Annotated in this window: 15 protein-coding genes; 9 read left to right on the forward strand and 6 right to left on the reverse strand. The window is 67.2% G+C overall.

What is annotated here, in order from left to right; genetic code table 11:
* The first annotated feature begins 83 nt into the window (after positions 1-83).
* The gene (locus tag CAL15_RS00975) at positions 84-1,046 is read left to right on the forward strand and encodes a LysR family transcriptional regulator (RefSeq protein ID WP_086076914.1); all 963 of its coding nucleotides are present in this window, start codon (positions 84-86) and stop codon (positions 1,044-1,046) included.
* Between the two features lie 17 nt (positions 1,047-1,063).
* Here the strand turns inward: CAL15_RS00975 and CAL15_RS00980 are convergent, their stop codons facing one another.
* Positions 1,064-1,855: an SDR family oxidoreductase gene (locus CAL15_RS00980; RefSeq protein ID WP_086076915.1), complete on the reverse strand. Its 792-nt coding sequence runs from the start codon at positions 1,853-1,855 to the stop codon at positions 1,064-1,066.
* 290 nt (positions 1,856-2,145) lie between these two features.
* Here CAL15_RS00980 and CAL15_RS00985 point away from each other — a divergent pair, with 290 nt between their 5' ends.
* Entirely contained in the window at positions 2,146-2,703 is a 558-nt protein-coding gene (locus tag CAL15_RS00985; protein ID WP_086076916.1) for a type 1 glutamine amidotransferase domain-containing protein, read from the forward strand.
* A gap of 42 nt (positions 2,704-2,745) precedes the next feature.
* Here the strand turns inward: CAL15_RS00985 and CAL15_RS00990 are convergent, their stop codons facing one another.
* From CAL15_RS00990 to CAL15_RS01000, 3 genes are all read right to left on the reverse strand, one after another.
* The gene (locus CAL15_RS00990; protein ID WP_086076917.1) at positions 2,746-4,212 is read right to left on the reverse strand and encodes a glutamate synthase subunit beta; all 1,467 of its coding nucleotides are present in this window, start codon (positions 4,210-4,212) and stop codon (positions 2,746-2,748) included.
* An 8-nt stretch (positions 4,213-4,220) separates the two neighbouring features.
* A complete protein-coding gene (locus tag CAL15_RS00995) occupies positions 4,221-8,963 on the reverse strand; it encodes a glutamate synthase-related protein (protein WP_086076918.1) in 4,743 nt (1,580 codons plus the stop codon).
* Positions 8,964-9,246: 283 nt separating this feature from the next.
* Positions 9,247-9,993, reverse strand: coding sequence for a hypothetical protein (locus CAL15_RS01000; RefSeq protein WP_086076919.1), 747 nt, complete (start codon positions 9,991-9,993; stop codon positions 9,247-9,249).
* Between the two features lie 237 nt (positions 9,994-10,230).
* Here CAL15_RS01000 and CAL15_RS01005 point away from each other — a divergent pair, with 237 nt between their 5' ends.
* The 4 genes from CAL15_RS01005 (at position 10,231) to rpoH (ending at position 13,980) form a co-directional block, all read left to right on the forward strand.
* Positions 10,231-11,337 carry an S-(hydroxymethyl)glutathione dehydrogenase/class III alcohol dehydrogenase gene (locus tag CAL15_RS01005; protein WP_086076920.1) on the forward strand — a complete coding sequence of 369 codons (1,107 nt, stop codon included), beginning with the start codon at positions 10,231-10,233 and terminating at the stop codon, positions 11,335-11,337.
* Positions 11,337-12,194, forward strand: a complete 858-nt coding sequence (gene fghA / locus CAL15_RS01010; RefSeq protein WP_086076921.1) for an S-formylglutathione hydrolase — start codon at positions 11,337-11,339, stop codon at positions 12,192-12,194. Before CAL15_RS01005 ends, fghA begins: the two co-directional genes overlap by 1 nt.
* Before the next feature lie 84 nt (positions 12,195-12,278).
* Entirely contained in the window at positions 12,279-12,968 is a 690-nt protein-coding gene (locus tag CAL15_RS01015; protein ID WP_086076922.1) for a hypothetical protein, read from the forward strand.
* A gap of 124 nt (positions 12,969-13,092) precedes the next feature.
* A complete protein-coding gene (gene rpoH, locus CAL15_RS01020; RefSeq protein ID WP_086076923.1) occupies positions 13,093-13,980 on the forward strand; it encodes an RNA polymerase sigma factor RpoH in 888 nt (295 codons plus the stop codon).
* Between the two features lie 254 nt (positions 13,981-14,234).
* Here the strand turns inward: rpoH and CAL15_RS01025 are convergent, their stop codons facing one another.
* Complete coding sequence (locus tag CAL15_RS01025) at positions 14,235-15,056, reverse strand: phosphodiesterase (protein ID WP_086076924.1); 822 nt, start codon at positions 15,054-15,056, stop codon at positions 14,235-14,237.
* Positions 15,057-15,252: 196 nt separating this feature from the next.
* Between CAL15_RS01025 and CAL15_RS01030 the strand changes: the two genes are divergently transcribed.
* On the forward strand, positions 15,253-17,766 hold the full coding sequence (locus CAL15_RS01030) for a cation:proton antiporter (protein ID WP_086076925.1): 2,514 nt from the start codon (positions 15,253-15,255) through the stop codon (positions 17,764-17,766).
* A gap of 10 nt (positions 17,767-17,776) precedes the next feature.
* Here the strand turns inward: CAL15_RS01030 and CAL15_RS01035 are convergent, their stop codons facing one another.
* The gene (locus CAL15_RS01035) at positions 17,777-18,805 is read right to left on the reverse strand and encodes a LacI family DNA-binding transcriptional regulator (protein WP_086076926.1); all 1,029 of its coding nucleotides are present in this window, start codon (positions 18,803-18,805) and stop codon (positions 17,777-17,779) included.
* Between the two features lie 157 nt (positions 18,806-18,962).
* Here CAL15_RS01035 and CAL15_RS01040 point away from each other — a divergent pair, with 157 nt between their 5' ends.
* Together CAL15_RS01040 and CAL15_RS01045 are read left to right on the forward strand one after the other, a co-directional pair.
* Positions 18,963-19,514 (forward strand): TRAP transporter small permease, encoded by a 552-nt coding sequence (locus CAL15_RS01040; RefSeq protein WP_232468086.1) that lies wholly within the window; start codon positions 18,963-18,965, stop codon positions 19,512-19,514.
* A 21-nt stretch (positions 19,515-19,535) separates the two neighbouring features.
* Complete coding sequence (locus tag CAL15_RS01045; RefSeq protein ID WP_086076927.1) at positions 19,536-20,816, forward strand: TRAP transporter large permease; 1,281 nt, start codon at positions 19,536-19,538, stop codon at positions 20,814-20,816.
* The last annotated feature ends 33 nt before the right edge of the window (positions 20,817-20,849 follow it).

Below are 20,849 nucleotides of genomic sequence, written 5' to 3' on the forward strand. Positions count from 1 at the left end.
GGTACGCAGGCCGTGCCGGTAAAATCCGCACGGGCTGGCGCCCTCGCCGTCATTATCAACGCTGGTGACTTTTCCGAGCGACCTTGGACGAACTTCGCGCGATCTCTACCTTCATCCGGGCTGCCGAGCTGGGCAGTTTCAACAGGGCGGCCCAGGTCCAGGGCACGACGCCCCAGGCCGTCAGCAAGAACATCCGCCAGCTGGAACGTCATCTGGGCGTCCGGCTGTTCCATCGCACCACGCGCAAAAGCTCGCTCACCGAGGAAGGCCAGCGCCTTTTCGATTCGGTGCGCGAAAGCCTCGAAGGAGTGACCAGCGCGCTGAACAAGGTCAAGAGCGCGGCGCGCGACGATGAAGGGCTGATCCGCATCAGCGCCGGCGGCGCGGTGGGCCGCAAGGTGTTGATGCCGGTGCTCGCCGAATTCAGCCGGACGCATGGGGCCGTGACGTTCGACCTCGTCCTGGAAGACCGCGCGACCGATACGGTAGGCGAACGCATCGATCTCGGCTTCAAGGCAGGCAACGCTCCGACGGTCCAGGTCGTCTCCCGGCAGCTCTTTCCCATCCAGCTCATCGTCTGCGCGACGCCGGGCTATCTCGCCGAACATGGCGCGCCGGACAGCATCGAGGATCTGGCCAGGCACAGCTGCGTGGGGTATCGGCAGCCCGGCGCACCCCGGCCCATGCCGTGGGAGTTCCATGTCCAGGGCGAGACCGTGTATCGGTCCATGAACTACCGGGTGTGCTGCAGCGATCCCGAGGCCGAGATGCACGCGGTGATCAGCGGCATGGGCATCGGCCAGATCGACAGCATCAACGCGACGGAACCCATACGGTCGGGCGTCCTGGTGCCGCTGCTGGTGCGGCATACCAGCGACCGCATGGGCCTGCACCTGTTCTATGCGCAAAGAAGCGACATGCCCTCGCGGGTGCGGCGCTTCATCGATTTCGCGGCGGAGCGGCTGCGATCGAGCCAGGCTTTCCACGTTCCCGTGACGGAACTGCGCGCCCTGGCGAAGGGCGCGCAGCAGGCCACGGGGCGCTGAATGTCCGCAACGCGGGGTCAGATGCCTTCCTTGGTGGGCATGATGACGACCTGCTGCAGGTTCACGTGCTTCGGCTGGGAGACGATGAAGCCTACCGTTGCCGCGATGTCCTCCGCCTTCAGGAAGTCGATGGACTTCGAGGCGTTGGCGATCCAGTCGATGGCGCCCTGGAACGTGAAGTGCCCCTGCAGCTCGGTCTCGGTGATGCCGGGCTCCAGCACGGACACGCGGATGTTCTTGGGACCCAGCTCCAGGCGCAGATGGCGCACCAGGTGGCTGACGAACGCCTTGGTGGCCGAGTAGACCGCGAAATACCCGTAGACGTACTGGCTGGCGATAGACGACGTGTTGATGAGGTCGACGGTCCTGCCTTGCGCGGCGGCCGCCTCCAGCTGCGGGACGAAGGCCTGGATGACGCGCATGGCGCCGGTGACGTTCAGGTCGATCTGCGACTCCCACTCGCGCTGCGGCTGTAGTCCGATGGCGCCCGGCAGCATCAGGCCGGCGTTGTTGAACAGCAGGTCGGCATCGCCATAGGCGTCGCGCACGGCGTCGGCGGCGGCCTGCATGGAGGCCTGGTCCGTGACGTCCGAGACGAGCACCAGCGCTTCGCCGCCCGCCGCGCGGATCTCGGCGGCGACTGCTTCCAGTTGCGTCTGGCGGCGGGCCACCAGGGCGACCTTCGCGCCGCGCGCGGCCAGCAGCACCGCCGTGGCGCGGCCCATGCCGCTGGATGCGCCGGTGACGACGGCAACGCGGCCTTGCAGGTTCTTGTCGAGGGGGGTGGCTTGGGTAGAGGCGAGGGACATCGTGTTTCTCCGATAGTGAGGTGGCGTCGGGAAGTCGACGGGGTCCACTCTAGGCATCGGCACGATGGCCCGGTAGTAAGCAACAGGTGAGATCAGTATCAACTGAAGGTTGCGTGTGCCAGCTTGGGAGATGTTCGCCGGCGCACATGGCGGCGAGGTCGACAAGCAACCGTTGGTTGCTACTGATTGGAGCGAAACAGGACTGCCCAGGGGCCGGGCGCACGCGTAGAGTCCGTCTTGTCCGCACGGGTACCGGGCGGCCCATTCAACCCATACGCAAGGAGTTCGCCATGACCAAGCTCGACAACGTCCGCGTGCTGATGATCGCCACCGATGGCTACGAGGAAGCGGAACTGTTCGCGCCCCGCGAGGCGCTGTTGCAGGCCGGCGCCCAGGTGGTGCTGGCTTCCGTCGACACCCAGCCCATCGTGGGCGTGGTCTACGATGCCGCCACGGGCAAGTCGCCCGAGTCGAAGCAGTCCATCACGCCCGACATGACGCTGGGCGACGTGGATACCGCGCAGTTCGATGCCATCGTCCTGCCGGGCGGGCTGGTCAACCCGGACAAGATGCGCATGCAGCCCAAGGCGATCGAGATCGTCGCGGCGTTCGCCGATCAAGGCAAGCCGGTGGCGGCCATCTGCCACGCGCCGTGGCTGCTGATCGAGGCGGACCTGCTGCGCGGCCGCCGGGCCACCGGCTGGTACTCGGTGCGCAAGGATATGGAGAATGCGGGCGCGGTCGTGGTGGATGAAGCCGTCGTCGTGGACGGCAACATCATCACCAGCCGCATGCCCGATGACATTCCGGCTTTCAATGCGGCGGTCATCGCCGCCCTGGCCGGATAAGGCGCGGCCGGCATTGGCCGGCGCGTGCATCGCGCTCCGCCGTCAGCGCGGCAGGTCGCTCGAGCCCATCAGGAACTCGTCCACCGAGCGGGCGCACTGGCGCCCCTCGCGGATCGCCCACACCACCAGCGACTGGCCGCGGCGCATGTCGCCGGCGGCAAAGACCTTGTCGACGCTGGTGCGGTAGTCGTCGGTGTTGGCGCGTACGTTGCCGCGCGAGTCGCGGTCCACGCCGAAGGCGTCCAGCACGGTGGCGGTGGGCGAGACGAAGCCCATGGCCAGCAGCACCAGGTCGGCCTTGATCTCGAACTCCGAGCCCTCGACCTCGCGCATCTTCATCTGGCCGGTGGCTTCGTCCTTGACCCATTCGACACGGGCGGCCACCAGTTTCTGCACCTTGCCGTCGGCGCCGACCAGGGCCTTGGTGGTGACGGACCAGTCGCGCTCGCAGCCTTCGTCGTGCGACGACGAGGTGCGCAGCTTCAGCGGCCAGTACGGCCACACCATCGGCTTGTTCTCGGTTTCGGGCGGCTGGGGCATGAGCTCGAACTGGGTGATCGAGGCCGCGCCGTGGCGGTTGCTGGTGCCCACGCAGTCAGAGCCGGTGTCGCCGCCGCCGATGACCACCACGTGCTTGCCCTTGGCATTGGGCTGGTCCTTCAGGCGATCGCCCGCCACGGCCTTGTTCTGCGGACGCAGGAAGTCCATGGCGAAATACACGCCGTCCAGTTCGCGGCCGGGTACGGGCAGGTCGCGCGGGGTTTCGGCGCCGCCGGTCATGACGATGGCGTCGAACTCGGCCTGCAGCGATTCGGGCGTGCGCACGGTCAGGCCGTCGGCGGCCGCGTCGGTGGCCTTGCCCACGTAGGTGGAAGGAGCGAACTCCACGCCTTCGGCTTCCATTTGCGCGATGCGGCGGTCGATCTGCGACTTCTCTAGCTTGAAGTCGGGGATGCCGTAGCGCAGCAGGCCGCCGATGCGGTCGCTCTTCTCGAACAGGGTGACGGCGTGGCCGGCGCGCGCCAGCTGCTGGGCGCAGGCCATGCCCGCGGGGCCGGAGCCCACCACGGCGACCTTCTTGCCGGTCTTGCGCGCGGGCAGCTGCGGCGTGACCCAGCCTTCGGACCAGCCCTTGTCGATGATGGCGTGCTCGATCGACTTGATGCCCACCGCATCACTGTTGATGTTGAGGGTACAGGCCGCCTCGCACGGCGCCGGGCAGATGCGGCCCGTGAACTCGGGGAAGTTGTTGGTGGAATGCAGCACGTCCAGCGCGCGGCGCCAGTCCTGGCGGAACACCAGATCATTGAAGTCCGGGATGATGTTGTTGACCGGGCAGCCGTTGTTGCAGAACGGAATGCCGCAGTCCATGCAGCGCGCGGCCTGCTGCTTGGACTGCTCGTCGTTCAGGCGCACCACGAACTCGCGCCAGTGCTTCAGCCGCTTCTGCGGAGCCTCGGAGGCTTCCTGCAGGCGCTGGTATTCCATGAAGCCAGTGATCTTTCCCATGTTCTTCCTCAGGCGGCCAGTTGTTGCGGGTTGGCGGCGCGCCACATTTCGCCCAGGGCACGGCGGTACTCCGTGGGCATGACTTTCACGAACTTGCCGCGCGCGGCCTCCCAGTCGCCCAGGATCTCGCGGGCGCGGAAGCTGCCGGTGTAGCGGAAGTGATCCTCGACCAGGCGGCGCAGGATGGCCTCGTCGGTGTTGCGCTCGCCGCCGCGCTGGGCGCTGTGCCACGTGTCCATGGCGTTCTGCGCCTGCTGCTCGGCATGCGGCAGGATGGTTTCGAGTTCGACCATCGACAGGTTGCAGCGATGCTTGAACGTACGGTCGGGGTCCCAGACGTAGGCCACGCCGCCCGACATGCCGGCCGCGAAGTTGCGGCCTGTGCCGCCCAGCACCACCACCGTGCCGCCGGTCATGTATTCGCAGCCGTGGTCGCCGGTGCCTTCGACCACGGTGGCCGCGCCCGAGTTGCGCACGGCGAAGCGTTCGCCGGCCACGCCGTTGAAGAACGCTTCGCCCGACAGCGCGCCGTACAGCACGGTGTTGCCGACGATGATGTGCTCGGGCCCGAAGCCGCGGAAGTCGTTCGGCGAGCGCACCACGATGCGGCCGCCCGACAGGCCCTTGCCGACGTAGTCGTTGCCTTCGCCCACCAGGTCGAGCGTGATGCCGTGCGCCAGGAAGGCGCCGAAGCTCTGCCCGGCCGTGCCGTTGCACTGGATGTGGATGGTGTCGTCGGGCAGGCCGTCATGGCCGTAGCGCGCGGCCACCGCGCCGGACAGCATGGCGCCGATGGTGCGGTTGCGGTTGCGCACGGGGGTGATGAACGAGACCTTCTCGCCGCGTTCGATGGCGGGCTTGCTGCGCTCGATCAGTTGGTGGTCGAGCGCGCCGGCCAGGCCGTGGTCCTGCGTTTCGGTCTGGCGCACGTCGGCGTCGCTCTGCACGCGATGGAAGATGCGCGAGTAGTCGAGCCCGCTGGCCTTCCAGTGGTCGATGCCGGCGCGCATGTCCAGCAGGTCGGTGCGGCCGATCAGTTCGTCGAAGGTGCGCACGCCCAGCTGGGCCATGATCTCGCGCACTTCGTCGGCGACGAAGAAGAAGAAGTTGACCACGTGCTCGGGCTTGCCCTGGAACTTCTTGCGCAGTTCCGGATCCTGCGTGGCCACGCCCACCGGGCAGGTGTTCAGGTGGCACTTGCGCATCATGATGCAGCCTTCCACCACCAGCGGCGCCGTGGCGAAGCCGAACTCGTCGGCGCCCAGCAGCGCGCCGATGACGACGTCGCGGCCGGTCTTCATCTGGCCGTCGGCCTGCACGCGGATGCGGCTGCGCAGGCGGTTCAGCACCAGCGTCTGCTGCGTTTCGGCCAGGCCCAGTTCCCAGGGCGTGCCGGCGTGCTTGATGGACGACACGGGCGAGGCGCCGGTGCCGCCGTCATGGCCGGCGATGACGACGTGGTCGGCCTTGGCCTTGGCCACGCCGGCCGCCACCGTGCCCACGCCCACTTCCGACACCAGCTTGACCGAGATGGAGGCCTTGCTGTTGACGTTCTTCAGGTCGTGGATGAGCTGGGCCAGGTCTTCGATGGAGTAGATGTCGTGGTGCGGCGGGGGCGAAATGAGGCCCACGCCCGGCACCGAATAGCGCAGCTTGGCGATGTACTCGGAAACCTTGTGGCCGGGCAGCTGGCCGCCCTCGCCGGGCTTGGCGCCCTGGGCCATCTTGATCTGGATCTGGTCGGCCGACGACAGGTATTCGGCGGTGACGCCGAAGCGGCCCGATGCGACCTGCTTGATCTTGGAGCGCAGCGAGTCGCCCGCCTTCAGCTCGACGTCGGCGGCGATGCGTTCGCTGCCCAGCACCGAGGCCAGCGTGTCGCCGTCCTTGATGCCGCTGGCGCCGTCGCGCATCTCGGCGCGGTAGCGCAGTTCGTCCTCGCCGCCCTCGCCCGTGTTCGACTTGCCGCCGATGCGGTTCATGGCCACGGCCAGCACCGAGTGCGCCTCGGTGGAGATGGAGCCGAGCGACATGGCGCCGGTGGCGAAGCGCTTGACGATTTCCTTGGCCGGTTCGACCTCGTCCAGCGGAATGGCGCGGCTGGGATCGACCTTGAACTCGAACAGGCCGCGCAGCGTCATGTGGCGACGGCTCTGGTCGTTGATGATCTGCGCGTATTCCTTGTAGGTGCGGTAGTTGTTGGCGCGCGACGCGTGCTGCAGCTTGGCGATGGAGTCGGGCGTCCACATGTGCTCTTCGCCGCGGACGCGGAACGCGTACTCGCCGCCCGCGTCGAGGTCTTGAGCCAGCACCGGGTCGGCGCTGAACGCGGCGCGATGCAGGCGCAGCGCCTCTTCGGCCACCTGGAAGATGCCGATGCCCTCGATGTTGGAGGCCGTGCCGGTGAAGTATTTCTGCACCAGCTCGCGCTGCAGGCCGACGGCTTCGAAGATCTGCGCGCCGCAGTACGACATGTAGGTCGAGATGCCCATCTTGGACATGACCTTGTTCAGGCCCTTGCCGATGGCCTTGATGTAGTTCTTGACCGCCTTCTCGGGGTCGGCCATGCGGCCCAGCGACTCGAGCGCCAGGTAGGGGTGGATGGCTTCGGCGCCATAGCCGCCCAGCAGCGCGAAGTGGTGCACTTCGCGCGCCGAGCCGGTTTCCACCACCAGGCCGGTGTTGGTGCGCAGGCCGGCGCGGATCAGGTGCTGGTGCACGGCCGAGGTGGCCAGCAGCGCGGGAATGGCCACGCGCTCGGCGTCGACCAGGCGGTCGGACACGATCAGGATGTTGTAGCCGCTCTTGACGGCGTCGACCGCGCGGGCGCACAGCGCTGCCACGTGCGCCTCGATGCCTTCCGAGCCCCAGGCGGCCGGATAGGTGATGTCGAGTTCGCAGCTGCGGAACTTCAGCGAGGTGACCTGCTCGATGTCGCGGATCTGCGCCATGGCGGCGAAGTCGAGCACGGGCTGCGAGACTTCAAGGCGCAGCGGCGGGTTGACGTTGTTGATGTCCAGCAGGTTGGGCTTGGGCCCGATGAAGGACACCAGCGACATCACCATCTGCTCGCGGATCGGGTCGATCGGCGGGTTGGTGACCTGGGCGAACAGCTGGCGGAAGTAGTTGTAGAACGGCTTGGGGCGGTTGGACAGCACCGCCAGCGGGGCGTCGTTGCCCATCGAGCCGATCATTTCCTCGCCGCTGGAAGCCATGGGCTCGAGGATGAACTTGTAGTCTTCCTGGGTCCAGCCGAAGGCCTGCTGGCGGTCGAGCAGCGGCACCGGCGACTGCGCGGCGGGCGAGGCGGTCTGCGGCGCCGGCAGCGATTCCAGCTTGACCTGCAGGCGCGTGATCCACTGGCGGTACGGACGGCTGTTGGCCAGCTGCGCCTTGATCTCGGTGTCGTCGATGATGCGGCCCTGCTCGAGGTCGATCAGGAACATCTTGCCCGGCTGCAGGCGCCACTTCTTGACGATGCGGTGCTCGGGGATCTGCAGCGTGCCGGCCTCGGACGCCATGATGACCATGTCGTCGTCGGTGACCAGGTAGCGCGCCGGACGCAGGCCGTTGCGGTCGAGCGTGGCGCCGATCTGGCGGCCGTCGGTGAAGGCCACCGCCGCGGGGCCGTCCCACGGCTCCATCATGGCGGCGTGGTATTCGTAGAAAGCGCGGCGGCTTTCATCCATCTCGGTGTGCTGCTCCCACGCCTCGGGAATCATCATCATCATGGCGTGCGACAACGAATAGCCGGAGTTGACCAGCAGTTCGAGGCAGTTGTCGAAGGTTGCCGTGTCGGATTGGCCTTCGTAGACGATGGGGTACAGCTTCTGCAGGTCTTCGCCCAGCACGGCCGACTGCATCATGCCTTCGCGGGCGCGCAGCCAGTTGAAGTTTCCCTTCACCGTGTTGATCTCGCCGTTGTGGGCGATCATGCGATAGGGGTGGGCCAGCGGCCAAGCCGGGAACGTGTTCGTGGAAAAGCGCTGGTGCACCAGCGCCAGGGCGGACACCGTGCGGGTATCGGCCAGGTCGCGGTAGTAGCGGCCGACCTGGTCGGCCAGCAGCAGGCCCTTGTACACCACGGTGCGCACCGACGCCGAGGGCACGAAATATTCTTTGCCGTGCGCCAGCTGCATGTGCTGGATGGCGTGGCTGGCGGTCTTGCGGATGACGTACAGCTTGCGCTCGAGCGCGTCGGGCACCATGACGTCGGGACCGCGGCCGATGAACAGCTGGCGGATGACGGGTTCCATGGCGCGCACGGTGGGCGACATGGGCATGTCCACGTCCACCGGCACGTCGCGCCAGCCCAGCACGATCTGGCCTTCGGCGCGCACGGCCCGCTCGAGTTCCTGTTCGCAGGCCAGGCGGGAGGCGGTCTCCTTGGGCAGGAACACCATGGCCACGCCGTACTCGCCCGGAGGCGGCAGCACGATGCCTTGCTGCGCCAGCTCGTCGCGGTACAGGGCATCGGGAATCTGGATGAGGATGCCGGCGCCGTCACCCATCAATTTGTCGGCGCCCACCGCGCCCCGGTGATCCAGATTCTCGAGGATCTTCAGGCCCTGCTGGATGATGGAGTGGCTCTTGCGCCCCTTGATGTGGGCCACGAAGCCCACGCCGCACGCGTCGTGCTCGTTTGCCGGGTTGTACAGGCCCTGCGCCGCGGGCAGCCCGATGCGGGTGGCATCGATGGGCGCCGTCGGGGCGGCGGGGCGACAAGAATCGGAGGAAGAGGTATGGGGCATGAGCGCGCTCCGCAGGGGTCTGCGTCGGAATGTTGCAGTGCAGGGAGCGACGATACTGCGGGACGGTATGCGGAGCAAGCCAAACAATAGGGGTGCGTCCCTAAATAAAACGGTACATTTCTACTCTGGAATATATTGGGGACATATATCGCCGGCGCGAAACAGCGGCCGTTACGCTAGGCGCACGGCGCCTGTCACCACCCGCGGCATGTGTGTTTTGGGTTGTCCCCATTATTTGAAAGGGGTGTTCAGCCTGCGCGGCCTGGCGCCGCGCGGTGTTGCGTCAAGGCGTCTGACTGCTGGGGTCGGGCGGGGCGCCCGTGGCGGAAACAGGCGAAGCCGGCTTTTTCCGCGGCCGGCCCCGCTGGCCCGGCGCCACCCGACGGCTTGCGGTGTGCGCCAGGCTGGCGATGAACGACGGACCGCCCAGCGCCCATTGGCCGGACACAGCCTGTTCGATGCGCTGCGCCTCTTCGCGCGACAGCCCCTCTTGCAGGCGCCGGCGGTAGTTGGCCTGGCGGTCGAAAGGGGTGTTGCCGCAGGCCCAGTAGTCGGCGTGGTCGGACTGCCATTGGGCCGGCTGCTGCCGACTGTTGCCGGTATGGCTGCCGGCTGAGGACCACGGCCAGGCATCGGGATCGGATGCGCCGCCGCTGCGAACGGGATAGGTTTCGAGCCAGATCAGGGCGCGCAGCACCCAAGCGCCCGGTTCGAGCAGCGCGGAGCGATAGCGGCCGGCGAAGACCCGGCCGCCGCGCAGGCGGGCGGCAAGGTTGCGGCCCAGCGTTTGCATGAGCCGAGGCAGGCCGTCTTCGTCGACGGGCGTGGCCAAAAGGAGGATGCGGTCATTGGCCAGCACCCAGCCATGCACGGCCACGCGGTGGCGTTGGGCGGAATCGCCCAGCCAGGTGGCCAGCTGATTCAGGATGTCTTGCGGCGCGGGTTGCGAAGGCGCCGCGAGCGGCTGAACGAAGTTGGCCTGCACCAGTTGGGGCAGCCCGGGGGCGTACAGGCGGGGCAGACGGGCCATGAGCTATGAGCTTGCGTACGCAAGAACGGTTGCTGTTCGTTGACTATATATAGGTTGTCGCGGACTTGCTATATATAAATAGTGTCGTTTTTGACGGCCGAGCGGCAGCAGCAAAATACGACGGGGACGGCCTGGGCGCAGGCGCCACGCCGGCAGTGGGCACAGGCGCCACGCCGGTCAGGTTAACATCCTCAGCAGCGATACAGTACCCCGCAGATATACCTACAGGAGCCTTGCATGAAGACCAAAGCCGCCATCGCCTGGAAAGCCGGCGCACCGCTGACTGTCGAGGAGGTCGATCTCGAAGGCCCCAAGGCGGGCGAAGTCCTGGTCGAGGTCAAGGCCACCGGCATCTGCCACACCGATTACTACACGCTGTCGGGCGCCGACCCCGAGGGCCTGTTCCCGGCGATCCTGGGCCATGAAGGCGCCGGCGTGGTCACCGACGTCGGCCCCGGCGTCACCTCGCTGCGCCCCGGCGACCACGTCATTCCGCTGTACACGCCGGAATGCCGCCAGTGCAAGTTCTGCCTGTCGCGCAAGACCAACCTGTGCCAGGCCATCCGCTCGACGCAGGGCAAGGGCCTGATGCCCGACGGCACCTCGCGCTTCTCGCTCGACGGCAAGCCGCTTTTCCACTACATGGGCACGTCCACCTTCGCCAATCACATCGTGGTGCCCGAGATCGCGCTGGCCAAGGTGCGTTCGGACGCGCCCTTCGACAAGATCTGCTACATCGGCTGCGGCGTCACCACCGGCATCGGCGCCGTGGTGTTCACGGCCAAGGTCGAGGCGGGCGCCAACGTCGTGGTTTTCGGCCTGGGCGGCATCGGCCTGAACGTCATCCAGGGCGCGAAAATGGTGGGCGCGGACAAGATCATCGGCGTCGACCTGAACCCCGCGCGCGAAGCCATGGCCCGCAAGTTCGGCATGACGCACTTCGTCAATCCGAATGAAGTCGAGAACGTCGTCGACCACATCATCCAGCTGACCGATGGCGGCGCCGACTACTCGTTCGAGTGCATCGGCAACACCAAGGTGATGCGCCAGGCGCTCGAGTGCTGCCACAAGGGCTGGGGCCAGTCCATCATCATCGGCGTGGCCGAGGCCGGCGCCGAGATCAGCACCCGCCCGTTCCAGCTGGTCACCGGCCGCGAATGGAAGGGCTCGGCGTTCGGCGGCGCGCGCGGCCGCACCGACGTGCCCAAGATCGTCGACTGGTACATGGAAGGCAAGATCAACATCGACGACCTGATCACGCACACCCTGCCCCTGGACCGCATCAACGAAGGTTTCGACCTGATGAAGCGCGGCGAGTCCATCCGTTCGGTGGTGATGTACTGATGGGCGCGCTCGAGCTGGTGTCGCAGCATCGCTGCTTCGGCGGCTGGCAGCGCTACTACCGTCACGCGTCCACGCAGATCGGCCTGCCGATGCGCTTCTCGGTGTTCGTGCCGGATCAGGGCGACAGCGCGCCGCAGGCCCGCCTGCCGGTGCTGTTCTATCTGGCGGGGCTGACCTGCACCGAAGAGACCTTCATGATCAAGGCCGGCGCGCAGCGGTTCGCGGCGCGCCACGGCATGATGCTGGTGGCGCCGGACACCAGCCCGCGCGGCGCCGGCGTGCCCGGCGAAGACGCGGACTGGGACTTCGGCACGGGCGCCGGGTTCTACCTGGACGCCACCGCCGAGCCCTGGCGGACGCACTATCGCATGTACAGCTACGTGGTCGAAGAGCTGTACGACATCGCCTGCGGCGAACTGCCCGGCGATGCCGGCCACGTCGGCATCTTCGGCCATTCGATGGGCGGGCACGGCGCGCTGGTGCTGGCGCTGCGCAATCCCGCGAAATTCCGCTCGGTCTCGGCCTTCGCGCCGATCGCGGCGCCTTCGCAATGCCCGTGGGGCCGCAAGGCTTTCGGCGGCTACCTGGGCGACGACCGCGCGCAATGGGCGGCCTATGACGCCACGGCCCTGATGAGCGAGCGGCGGAACCCGTTCCCCGACGGCATCCTGGTCGACCAGGGTCTGGCCGACGGCTTCCTGGCCGAGCAGCTGCATCCCGAGGCCTTCGAGGAGGCATGCCGCAAGGCGGGCCAGCCGCTCACGCTGCGCCGGCACGAGGGCTACGACCACGGCTACTACTTCATCTCCACCTTCATCGAAGATCACATCCGGTTTCACGCCGAACGGCTGGGATAGCGTTTCGCGACCGGCTCTCTTCTTATACTGTGTAGCCCTGGCGGCGGCCTCCGGGCGCGTCGCGGTATAAGGAGTTCCCGCACTGTGATCGATACGCTCGCTCCTTTTGCCTGGTTCGCGCTGGGCGCCATCGTCGCCCTGCTGGTCGGGCTGGGCCTGCTGCTGGGCCGAGGCGGCCCGCGCGATGAAATGGGCCGCAAAGTATTTCGCCTGCGGCCGGTGCGGCGGCTGTTCGGCCTGCTGCTGGTAATGCTGGCCTGCGTGTCGGGCGTGCTGGCCGTATCGCTGGTGCAGTTCTATCGACTTACCACCGACCAGCCGGTCGCGGCTGTGAAAATGGTGCGGCAGTCGGAACAGACCTTCCTGCTGAGCCTGCAGCCGCAAGGCGGCGAGCCTCGCGAGTTCACCCTGTACGGCGACCAGTGGCAGATCGACGCGCGCGTGGTGCGCTGGCGTCTGCCTGCCCTGCTGGCCGGTGCGCAGCCCCTTTACCGGCTCGAGCGCCTGTCCGGCCGCTACCGCGACGTCGAGCGCGAGCGTGCCGCCACGCGCTCGGTCCATAGGCTGGACGACTGGCCGGCCCCCGACCTGGGCGAACTCAAGCGCACGTTCCCCAATTGGCTGCCCTTCGTCGACGTGCAGTTCGGCAGCGCCGCCTATATGCCGATGCTCGACGGGGCACGCTACGACGTGCTCCTGGACCCGCGTGGTGCGCTGTTCATCCGGCCGGCCGACACGGCCACCGAGGAAGCGATCAAGCAGCAGGGTTGGTAAAAGGGACGCATCAAAGCGGGCGGATGTCCGGAACTTGGACTACAGCTCCCGGTCGAATTAGCACTCAATGAACCAGAGTGCTAACATCAAAGCAACTGTCCCATCGTCCCTGGAGGCCGCAATCATGAAACAACCCAGTAGTTCGTTGGCCTATTCCGGCAACGCCCTGGCGTTGGCCGTGGCCAATCCGGGTGCCCTCGGCACGATCGACGCGTACATCTCCACCGTCAATCGCCTGCCGGTGCTGACGCCCGAACGCGAGACCGAACTGGCGCGCCGCCTGCGCGACCAGGAAGACCTCGAGGCCGCCCGCGAACTCGTGCTGTCTCATCTACGGCTGGTCGTGTCCGTCGCACGCCAGTATCTCGGCTATGGCCTGCCGCACGCCGACCTGATCCAGGAAGGCAACGTCGGCCTCATGAAAGCCGTCAAGCGCTTCGATCCCGAACGCGGTGTGCGCCTGGTGTCGTTCGCGGTGCACTGGATCAAGGCTGAGATCCACGAATACATCATCCGCAACTGGCGCCTGGTCAAGGTGGCTACCACCAAGGCCCAGCGCAAGCTGTTCTTCAACCTGCGCAGCATGCGTCCCGACGGGCATACGCTCGACCCCGAACAGGTCGACCATATCGCCAACGAACTGAACGTTCGCCGCGAAGACGTCAGCGAAATGGAAGTGCGCCTGTCCGGCCGCGACCTCTCGCTCGAGAACCAGGACGAGGACGACGACAGCTACGCGCCCATCGCCTACCTGTCCGACGAAGGTCGCCAGGAACCCACGCGCGTGCTGGCTCGCATGGCCCGCGACGAACAACAGGGCGCGGGCCTGACCAGCGCACTGGAAGCGCTCGATCCGCGTTCGCGCCGCATCATCGAGGCGCGCTGGCTGCAGGACGACGGCGGCGCCACCCTGCATGAGCTGGCACAAGAATTCGGCGTGTCGGCCGAGCGCATCCGCCAGATCGAATCGGCCGCGCTGAAGAAGATGCGCGGCACGCTGCAGCCTGTTTGAAGCCGCCCATCCGGGTTAATGGATTGATACAAAGTCGGCCACGATTTTTTCCCCGGCGCGGGAAACTTTACTCGCGGCGTACGGACTAACTTCATGTAGACAGCGAGGCCCGGAGCACGCTTCGCTTGCTGTCTTGTCGTTCGTCTCGGCTTCTCCTCTTTCCCCTCCCCTATGAGACGAACGCTTGCGGGGCATCGGTAATCCGGTGCCCCGATTTTTTTGCGCGCTCGCGCGGTTCAGAGAACTTTTGTGCGTCAGGCGGCGCGCGGCTGCGCGGCCGCGCACAGCGCGTGCCACGTAGCGGGATTCAAGCGCCGCACGCTCGTCGCCAGCGATCCGTCGCGGTACAGCTTCAGCCAGCGATAGCCCGGCGCGGCGCCGTCCAGCGTATGGCGGCCGTTGTGCACCGCGAACTGGAAGCACGTCGAAGGCGTGGCCAGCAGGCGCAGATGGTGGCGGCGCCGGTCGAACTGGCGGTGCACGTGGCCCCACAGCACGACACGCACTTGGGGCAGGTCGGCCAAGCGTTGGAACAGCGCCTGAGGGTTGTCGACCATCATCGCGTCGTGGCGCCCACTTTCGATCTGCACGGGATTGTGATGCAGCGCCACGAGCACGTGCCGGTCGCCTGCCGATTTGGCGGCGCTCTCCAGCAGCTCGAGCTGGCGCTCGTCCAGATGGCCCGCATCCGAGCCAGGCACCGTCGAGTCCAGCATGACGATGCGCCAGGCGCCGACGTCGGTGATGGGCGTGGTCCAATCCGGCAGCACGGCGTGCATGGCCGCGGGGTCGTCATGATTGCCCGGCAGGCAGCGCACGGCCGAGGCCACGGGTCCCAGCACGCCTCGCAGCCGTGCGTAGGCCGCGCGGCTGCCGTCCTGGGCGAGATCGCCGGTAGCCAGCAGCACCTGCGCGCCCGGGGTCTCTCGCATGGCCTGGCGCAGCACCGCCTTCAGGCTGGCCTCGGTGTCGACGCCCAGCATTTCGGCATGCGGTTCGTCGAGCAGGTGGGTGTCGGTCAGGTGCAGCAGCAGCGCGGGCTGCTCGTCGGCGTGGGATGCATGGGCGGCGCTCATGGCCTTCTCCAGCGGTTTTCGAGGCGGTCCTCGCACCTTAGCCAAAAACCGCGGCAATGGAGTTCCCCGGGTGTGCGCAGCGGTAACCAAAGTGTGCCGCGGTCCGCGAGTTGCAATTCGCCCCGGCGGGGCGGCGCCTGGACAAAACCCGCTATCCTTGTGCCTTGCGCATGGCTACCCGGAAAAGAATTCACACATGGATGTCGGTCTGCTCGTCTTCGGATTGTCCGGCTTGTTGACGCTGGTGTGCTTCATGCCGCCGCTCGCCGGCCGCCTGAAGCTGCCGTACTCGGTGCTGCTGGCCATCGTGGGGTGCCTGCTGGGCATAGTGGTGCACCTGCACGGTTGGGCGCCGCCCGTGCTGCGCGACCTGCTGGACAGCATCGAGCGCTTCGAGATTTCATCCGATACCTTCCTGATGGTGTTCCTGCCGGTGCTGCTGTTCGAGACGGCGCTGTCCATGAACGTGCGGCGCCTGATGGACGACATCGGCCCCATTCTCATGATGGCGATCGTGGCGGTGGTGGTCTGCACCGTGGTGGTGGGCTTCTCGCTGAACGCAGTGTCATCGTATGGCCTCATCGTCTGCCTGCTGCTGGGCGCCATCGTCGCCACCACCGACCCGGTGGCGGTGGTCGGCATCTTCCGCGAGGTGGGCGCGCCCAAGCGGCTGACCACGCTGGTCGAGGGCGAAAGCCTGTTCAACGACGCGGCGTCCATCGCGCTGTACTCGGTGCTGCTGGCGGCCATAGGCGGAGTGGGAGACGGGCTGAGCGCGGGCAGCGTGCTGGGCGATTTCCTGTACGCCTTCCTGGGGGGCGGCCTGGCCGGCTACCTGATGGGCCGCGCCGCGTGCTACCTGTTCGCGTGGCTGCGCGGCTTTCCCACCGCCGAGATCACGCTGACGCTGACCCTGGCCTACCTGTCGTTCTTCATCTCCGAGCATTACCTGGGAGTGTCGGGCGTGGTGGCCACCGTCATCGCGGGCCTGGTCGTGGGATCCGCGGGCCGCACGCGCATGTCGCCCGCCACTTTCGAACACCTGTCCAGCGCGTGGGAACAGTTCGGCTTCTGGGCCAATTCGCTGATCTTCCTGTTCGCTTCCATGCTGATTCCGCGCATGATGGACGAGGCGGACTGGACCGAGCTGCTGCTGGTGCTGCTGCTGTTCGTGGTCACGCTGGTGGCGCGCGCCATCGTGGTGTTCGGGCTGCTGCCGCTGCTTGGGTTGACGCGGCTGGGCACGAAGGTCAGCAATCCCTACAAGACCGTGATGCTGTGGGGCGGACTGCGCGGCGCGGTTTCGCTCGCGCTGGCGCTGGCCGTCACCGAGCAGGACTCGGTGCCGCCCGAGGCGCGCCAGTTCGTGGCCGTGGCCACCACCGGCTTCGTGCTGATGACGCTGTTCATCAACGGCATCAGCCTGCGGCCGCTGATCCGCATGCTGGGGCTGAACCAGCTGTCGCCAGTCGAGCGCACCATCCGCAACCAGGCCCTGACCATTGCGCTCGAAGACCTGCAGGAGAAGACGGACGAGATCGCCAAAACCGACCACATCAGTCCCGAGGCCAGCAAGCGCATCCACGCGGTGTTCGACGGCAGCCTGGCCAGCGTGCACGACAGCCAGGTCAGCCAGATGAGCCTGGAACAGCGCGTGGCGGTGGGGCTGGGCATCGTGGCGCGGCGCGAAGAGGAAATGTTCTTCGACATTCTCAAGGCGCAGATCGTGGACTGGCGCATGGCCGAGGCGCTGCTGGCGCGCGCCGAACGGCTCGAGGACGCCGTGCGCACGGGCGGGCTGAAGGGATTCGAGGCCGCCATCGAGGCCGACGTGCGCTATTCGCCCGGCTTCCGCATGGCGCTGCGGGTGCATTACACCTTCGGATTCCAGTCGTGGCTGGCGCGCGAACTGGCGCAGCGTTTCTCCAATCTGATGACCAAGCGCTCGGTCGCGCAGCGGCTGATCCAGTTCGCCAGCGAACAGATCGGGCCGCTGCTGGGCGAGGACGCGGCGCAGCGCATCGTGGGCGCGCACCAGCGCAGGCTCGACCTGATCGAGGCGTCGCTGCAGGCGCTGAACCTGCAGTATCCGTCCTATGCCCTGTGGCTGCAGGAAAGCTATCTGGGCCGCGTCGCGCGCGAGCTCGAGCGCATGCGCTATCGCAGCATGCTCGACCAGTTCCTGATCAGCGGCGAGGTCTACGCGGACCTGATGGGGCAGCTTAAAGGGCGCTGGCAACATATCGACCGCCACCCGGGGCTCGACATGGAGATGGCCGCTGCCGACCTGATCAAGCGCGTGCCGCTGTTCGAGGGCCTCAGTGCCGATTCGCTGCGCGCGATCTGCCGCCTGCTCCGGCCGCGACTGGCGCTGCCCGACCAGCCCGTGCTGGGCGCCGGGCGGCATGGCGAAGAGATGTGCATCGTGGCGTCCGGCGCCGTTGCGGTGCACCTGCCCGACGGCACCGCCATCGAACTGGGCAGCGGCGAGTTCTTCGGCGAGCTGGCCCTGCTGGGCGAGCGCCAGGTCAATCCCGACGTGACCTCGCTGGGGTACAGCAAGCTGCTGATGCTGTCGGCGCGCGACTTCCATGCGCTGCTGGCTCGCGACGCGGACCTGCGCGACCGCATCCAGACGGTGGCCAAGCAGCGCATGCGCGCCATCGAGGTATGGAAGCAGTTTTCGCAGCAGGCGCAGCAGCTGCCTTGATGGTCCGCGCTCAGCTGGTGGCGCGATGCACCAGCTCGAAGCCCAGGTCGACGTGCCGCTGCGCAACCGGCTCGCCTGCCAGGTGTCGCATCAGCATGTCGGCGGCGGCCACGCCGATGCGATAGCGCGGCGTGGCGATGGAGGTGAGCGGCGGGGTGGTCCAGGCGCTGCCCGACAGGTCGTGAAAGCCGATGATCGCCAGTCGGCCGGGCACCGCTATGCCCAGCTGCGCGCACCGGAACACGGCGCCGTGCGCCAGGTCGTCGTTGCAGAAGAACACCGCATCGCAGTCGGCATGCGCCGCGACCAGGCTTTCGAGCAGCTCGGCGCCCAAGGCGATGGACGACTTCTGCGGCGTCATGATCTCGAGGGCGGGATCGTACACGCCGGCCTCCCGCAAGGCGTGGCGGCAGCCCTCGCTGCGCCGCAACGACCGCGGGTCCAGCTGCGCGCAGACGATGCCGATGCGGCGATGGCCGCGTTCCAGTAGATGCCGGCCCGCCACGTATCCCGAATCGAACTGCGAGAAGCCGACGCTCATGCCCGCGTCCTCGGCAGGTAGCGTCTCGATCGTATGGACAGCCGGCAGGCGACGGCTGCGCAGCAGCTCCCATACGCCATCGGTGTGGTCCACGCCCGTAAGAATCGCCCCATCCGGGGCATGCTGCATGTACGTGCGCAGCAGCGTTTCCTCGGCGTCCTGCGAATACCCCGTCACGCCCAGCAGCATGTGATAGCCGCTGGCGTCGAGCACTTCCTTGATGCCGGTGATGATGTCGACGAACACGACGTTCGACAGCGACGGAATCAGTACGACGATGGTGCGCGACCGGGCCGATGCCAGTGCGCTGGCCGCGTGGTTCATCACGTAGCCCATCTCGCTGCACAGATGCTCGATGCGTGCGCGCAGCGCGGGCGCGACCTTCTCCGGCGAGCGCAGCGCGCGCGAGACCGTGATGGCGCTCACCCCGGCCCGCAGGGCGACGTCTTGCATGGTCACACGGCCGTCACGGGTACTGCGGGGCTTTCTGGTGGGCATGAAGGAAAGATCTTGCGTGGCGGCGAGGGGCCGAGTACGACGCAAGCATACCCGGGGAAGTACCGGGTCGCCGGACGCTCGGGACATCTTTACATACCCCGCATGATATCGCTAACATACGCGGCATCAAACACCAAGAAAGTACGGAGACGTTCCCTTGTCCACACCCCATACGCCCTCCGGGGGCGGGGCGCGCCTGCGCGCGCTGGCCCGCCTCGCCGATGCCTGTATCCGCCTGCAGACCGTGCTGATGGCGGGCTGCCTGGCAGTCATGGTGGTGCTGCTGTTCGGCAACGTCGCGCTGCGCTACCTGTTCAATTCGGGCATCAACATCTCCGATGAGGTCTCGCGCCTGGCCTTCGTGTGGCTCATCTTCCTGGGAGCGGTGCTGGCCTTGCGCGATCGCCAGCACATCGCGGTGACCATGCTGGTGGCGCGCCTGGGCGCCGGCGCGCGGCGCGCCGTGCACGTCGTCTGCCAGGCGCTCGTGCTGTGGGCCTTGTGGCTGATGGCCGACGGCAGCTGGCAGCAGGTGCAGATCGGCCTGGGCTCGCGCCTGCCGGTCACCGGCCTGCCCGGCGCGGTATTCGACGCCGCGGCCTTTTATGGGGCGGTGGGCATGGGCCTGCTGACCTGCGTGGAGCTGGTCCGCCTGCTGTCCGGCGCTCCGCTGCCGTCCGACACCCTGGACGGCGAGACCGCCGCCTGACCTCGCACGGACGGAGCTTCCATGAGTTTGACGATATTCCTCGGGGTGATGCTGGGCCTGATCATGCTCGGCATGCCCATCGCCTTCTCGCTGCTGCTTTCCGCGGTGGCGTTGATGTTCCAGCTGGATTTCTTCGATTCGCAGATCATCGGCCAGAACATGCTGTCCGGCGCGAACAGCTTCGCGCTGATGGCCGTGCCGCTGTTCATGCTGGCGGGCGAGGTCATGAACGCCGGCGGGCTGTCGCGGCGCATCGTGAACCTGGCCGCCACCTTCGTCGGCCACGTGCGCGGCGGGCTGGGCTATGTGGCGATCTGCGCCAGCGTGATGCTGGCGGCGCTGTCCGGCTCGGCGGTGGCAGACGCCGCGGCGCTGGGCTCGCTGCTGATTCCGATGCTGCGCGACAAGGGCTACGACGCCGGGCAGGCGTCGGGCCTCATTGCCGCGGGCGGCATCATCGCGCCCATCATCCCGCCGTCGATCTCCTTCATCATTTTCGGCGTGGCGACCAACGTATCCATCACCAAGCTGTTCTTCGCGGGCATCGCGCCCGGCCTGATGATGGCGCTGACGCTGGTGGCGGTGTGGACCTGGGTGGCGCGCCGGCACGGGCCCGTCACGCCCAGTCCGCGGCAGCCGTGGAGCGTGCGCCTGCGGGCGCTGCGCGAGGCAGGCTGGGCGCTGATGCTGCCCGTCATCATCATCGGCGGGCTGCGCGGGGGCATCTTCACGCCCACCGAGGCCGCGGTGGTGGCCGCCGTATACGCCATCTTCGTCAGCGTGTGCATCTACCGCGAGCTGAAGGTGCGCGACCTCGGCCGCCTGATGGTCAGTGCCGCGCGCACCACCGCGGTGGTGATGTTCCTGGTGGCGGCGGCCATGGTGTCGTCCTACATGATCACGCTGGCCGATCTGCCCGCGGATCTGGTTGGCCTGCTCGAGCCGGTGATGGACCAGCCGCGCCTGCTGATGCTCGCGCTGCTGGTGATCCTGACGCTGGTCGGCACGGTGATGGACCTCACTCCCACCATCCTGATTCTCGCGCCGGTGCTCATGCCCGTTGTCGTCAAGGCCGGCATCGATCCGATCTACTTCGGCGTGATGTTCGTGATGACCGGCTGCGTGGGGCTGTTGACGCCGCCGGTGGGCACGGTGCTGAACGTCGTGTGCGGCGTGGCGCGCATCAGTTTCGAGTCCGTTTGCCGCGGCGCCTGGCGCTATGTGGTGGCCTACACGGTGCTGCTGGCGCTGCTGGTGATTTTCCCCGGCCTGATCACCGTGCCGGCAAGCTGGATGCACTAAGTCCCGGGGGCGCGGCGGGCGCCGCGTCCCGGT

The sequence above is a fragment of the Bordetella genomosp. 13 genome (assembly GCF_002119665.1).
GTDB lineage: Bacteria > Pseudomonadota > Gammaproteobacteria > Burkholderiales > Burkholderiaceae_B > Bordetella.

Excerpts from the sequence above, each read along its gene's own strand:
- CAL15_RS00980 (WP_086076915.1), bottom strand. The coding sequence starts at position 1,855 with ATGTCCCTCGCCTCTACCCAAGCCACCCCCCTCGACAAGAACCTGCAA.
- CAL15_RS00985 (WP_086076916.1), top strand. The coding sequence starts at position 2,146 with ATGACCAAGCTCGACAACGTCCGCGTGCTGATGATCGCCACCGATGGC.
- CAL15_RS00990 (WP_086076917.1), bottom strand. The coding sequence starts at position 4,212 with ATGGGAAAGATCACTGGCTTCATGGAATACCAGCGCCTGCAGGAAGCC.
- CAL15_RS00995 (WP_086076918.1), bottom strand. The coding sequence starts at position 8,963 with ATGCCCCATACCTCTTCCTCCGATTCTTGTCGCCCCGCCGCCCCGACG.
- CAL15_RS01000 (WP_086076919.1), bottom strand. The coding sequence starts at position 9,993 with ATGGCCCGTCTGCCCCGCCTGTACGCCCCCGGGCTGCCCCAACTGGTG.
- CAL15_RS01005 (WP_086076920.1), top strand. The coding sequence starts at position 10,231 with ATGAAGACCAAAGCCGCCATCGCCTGGAAAGCCGGCGCACCGCTGACT.
- fghA (WP_086076921.1), top strand. The coding sequence starts at position 11,337 with ATGGGCGCGCTCGAGCTGGTGTCGCAGCATCGCTGCTTCGGCGGCTGG.
- rpoH (WP_086076923.1), top strand. The coding sequence starts at position 13,093 with ATGAAACAACCCAGTAGTTCGTTGGCCTATTCCGGCAACGCCCTGGCG.
- CAL15_RS01025 (WP_086076924.1), bottom strand. The coding sequence starts at position 15,056 with ATGAGCGCCGCCCATGCATCCCACGCCGACGAGCAGCCCGCGCTGCTG.
- CAL15_RS01030 (WP_086076925.1), top strand. The coding sequence starts at position 15,253 with ATGGATGTCGGTCTGCTCGTCTTCGGATTGTCCGGCTTGTTGACGCTG.
- CAL15_RS01035 (WP_086076926.1), bottom strand. The coding sequence starts at position 18,805 with ATGCCCACCAGAAAGCCCCGCAGTACCCGTGACGGCCGTGTGACCATG.
- CAL15_RS01045 (WP_086076927.1), top strand. The coding sequence starts at position 19,536 with ATGAGTTTGACGATATTCCTCGGGGTGATGCTGGGCCTGATCATGCTC.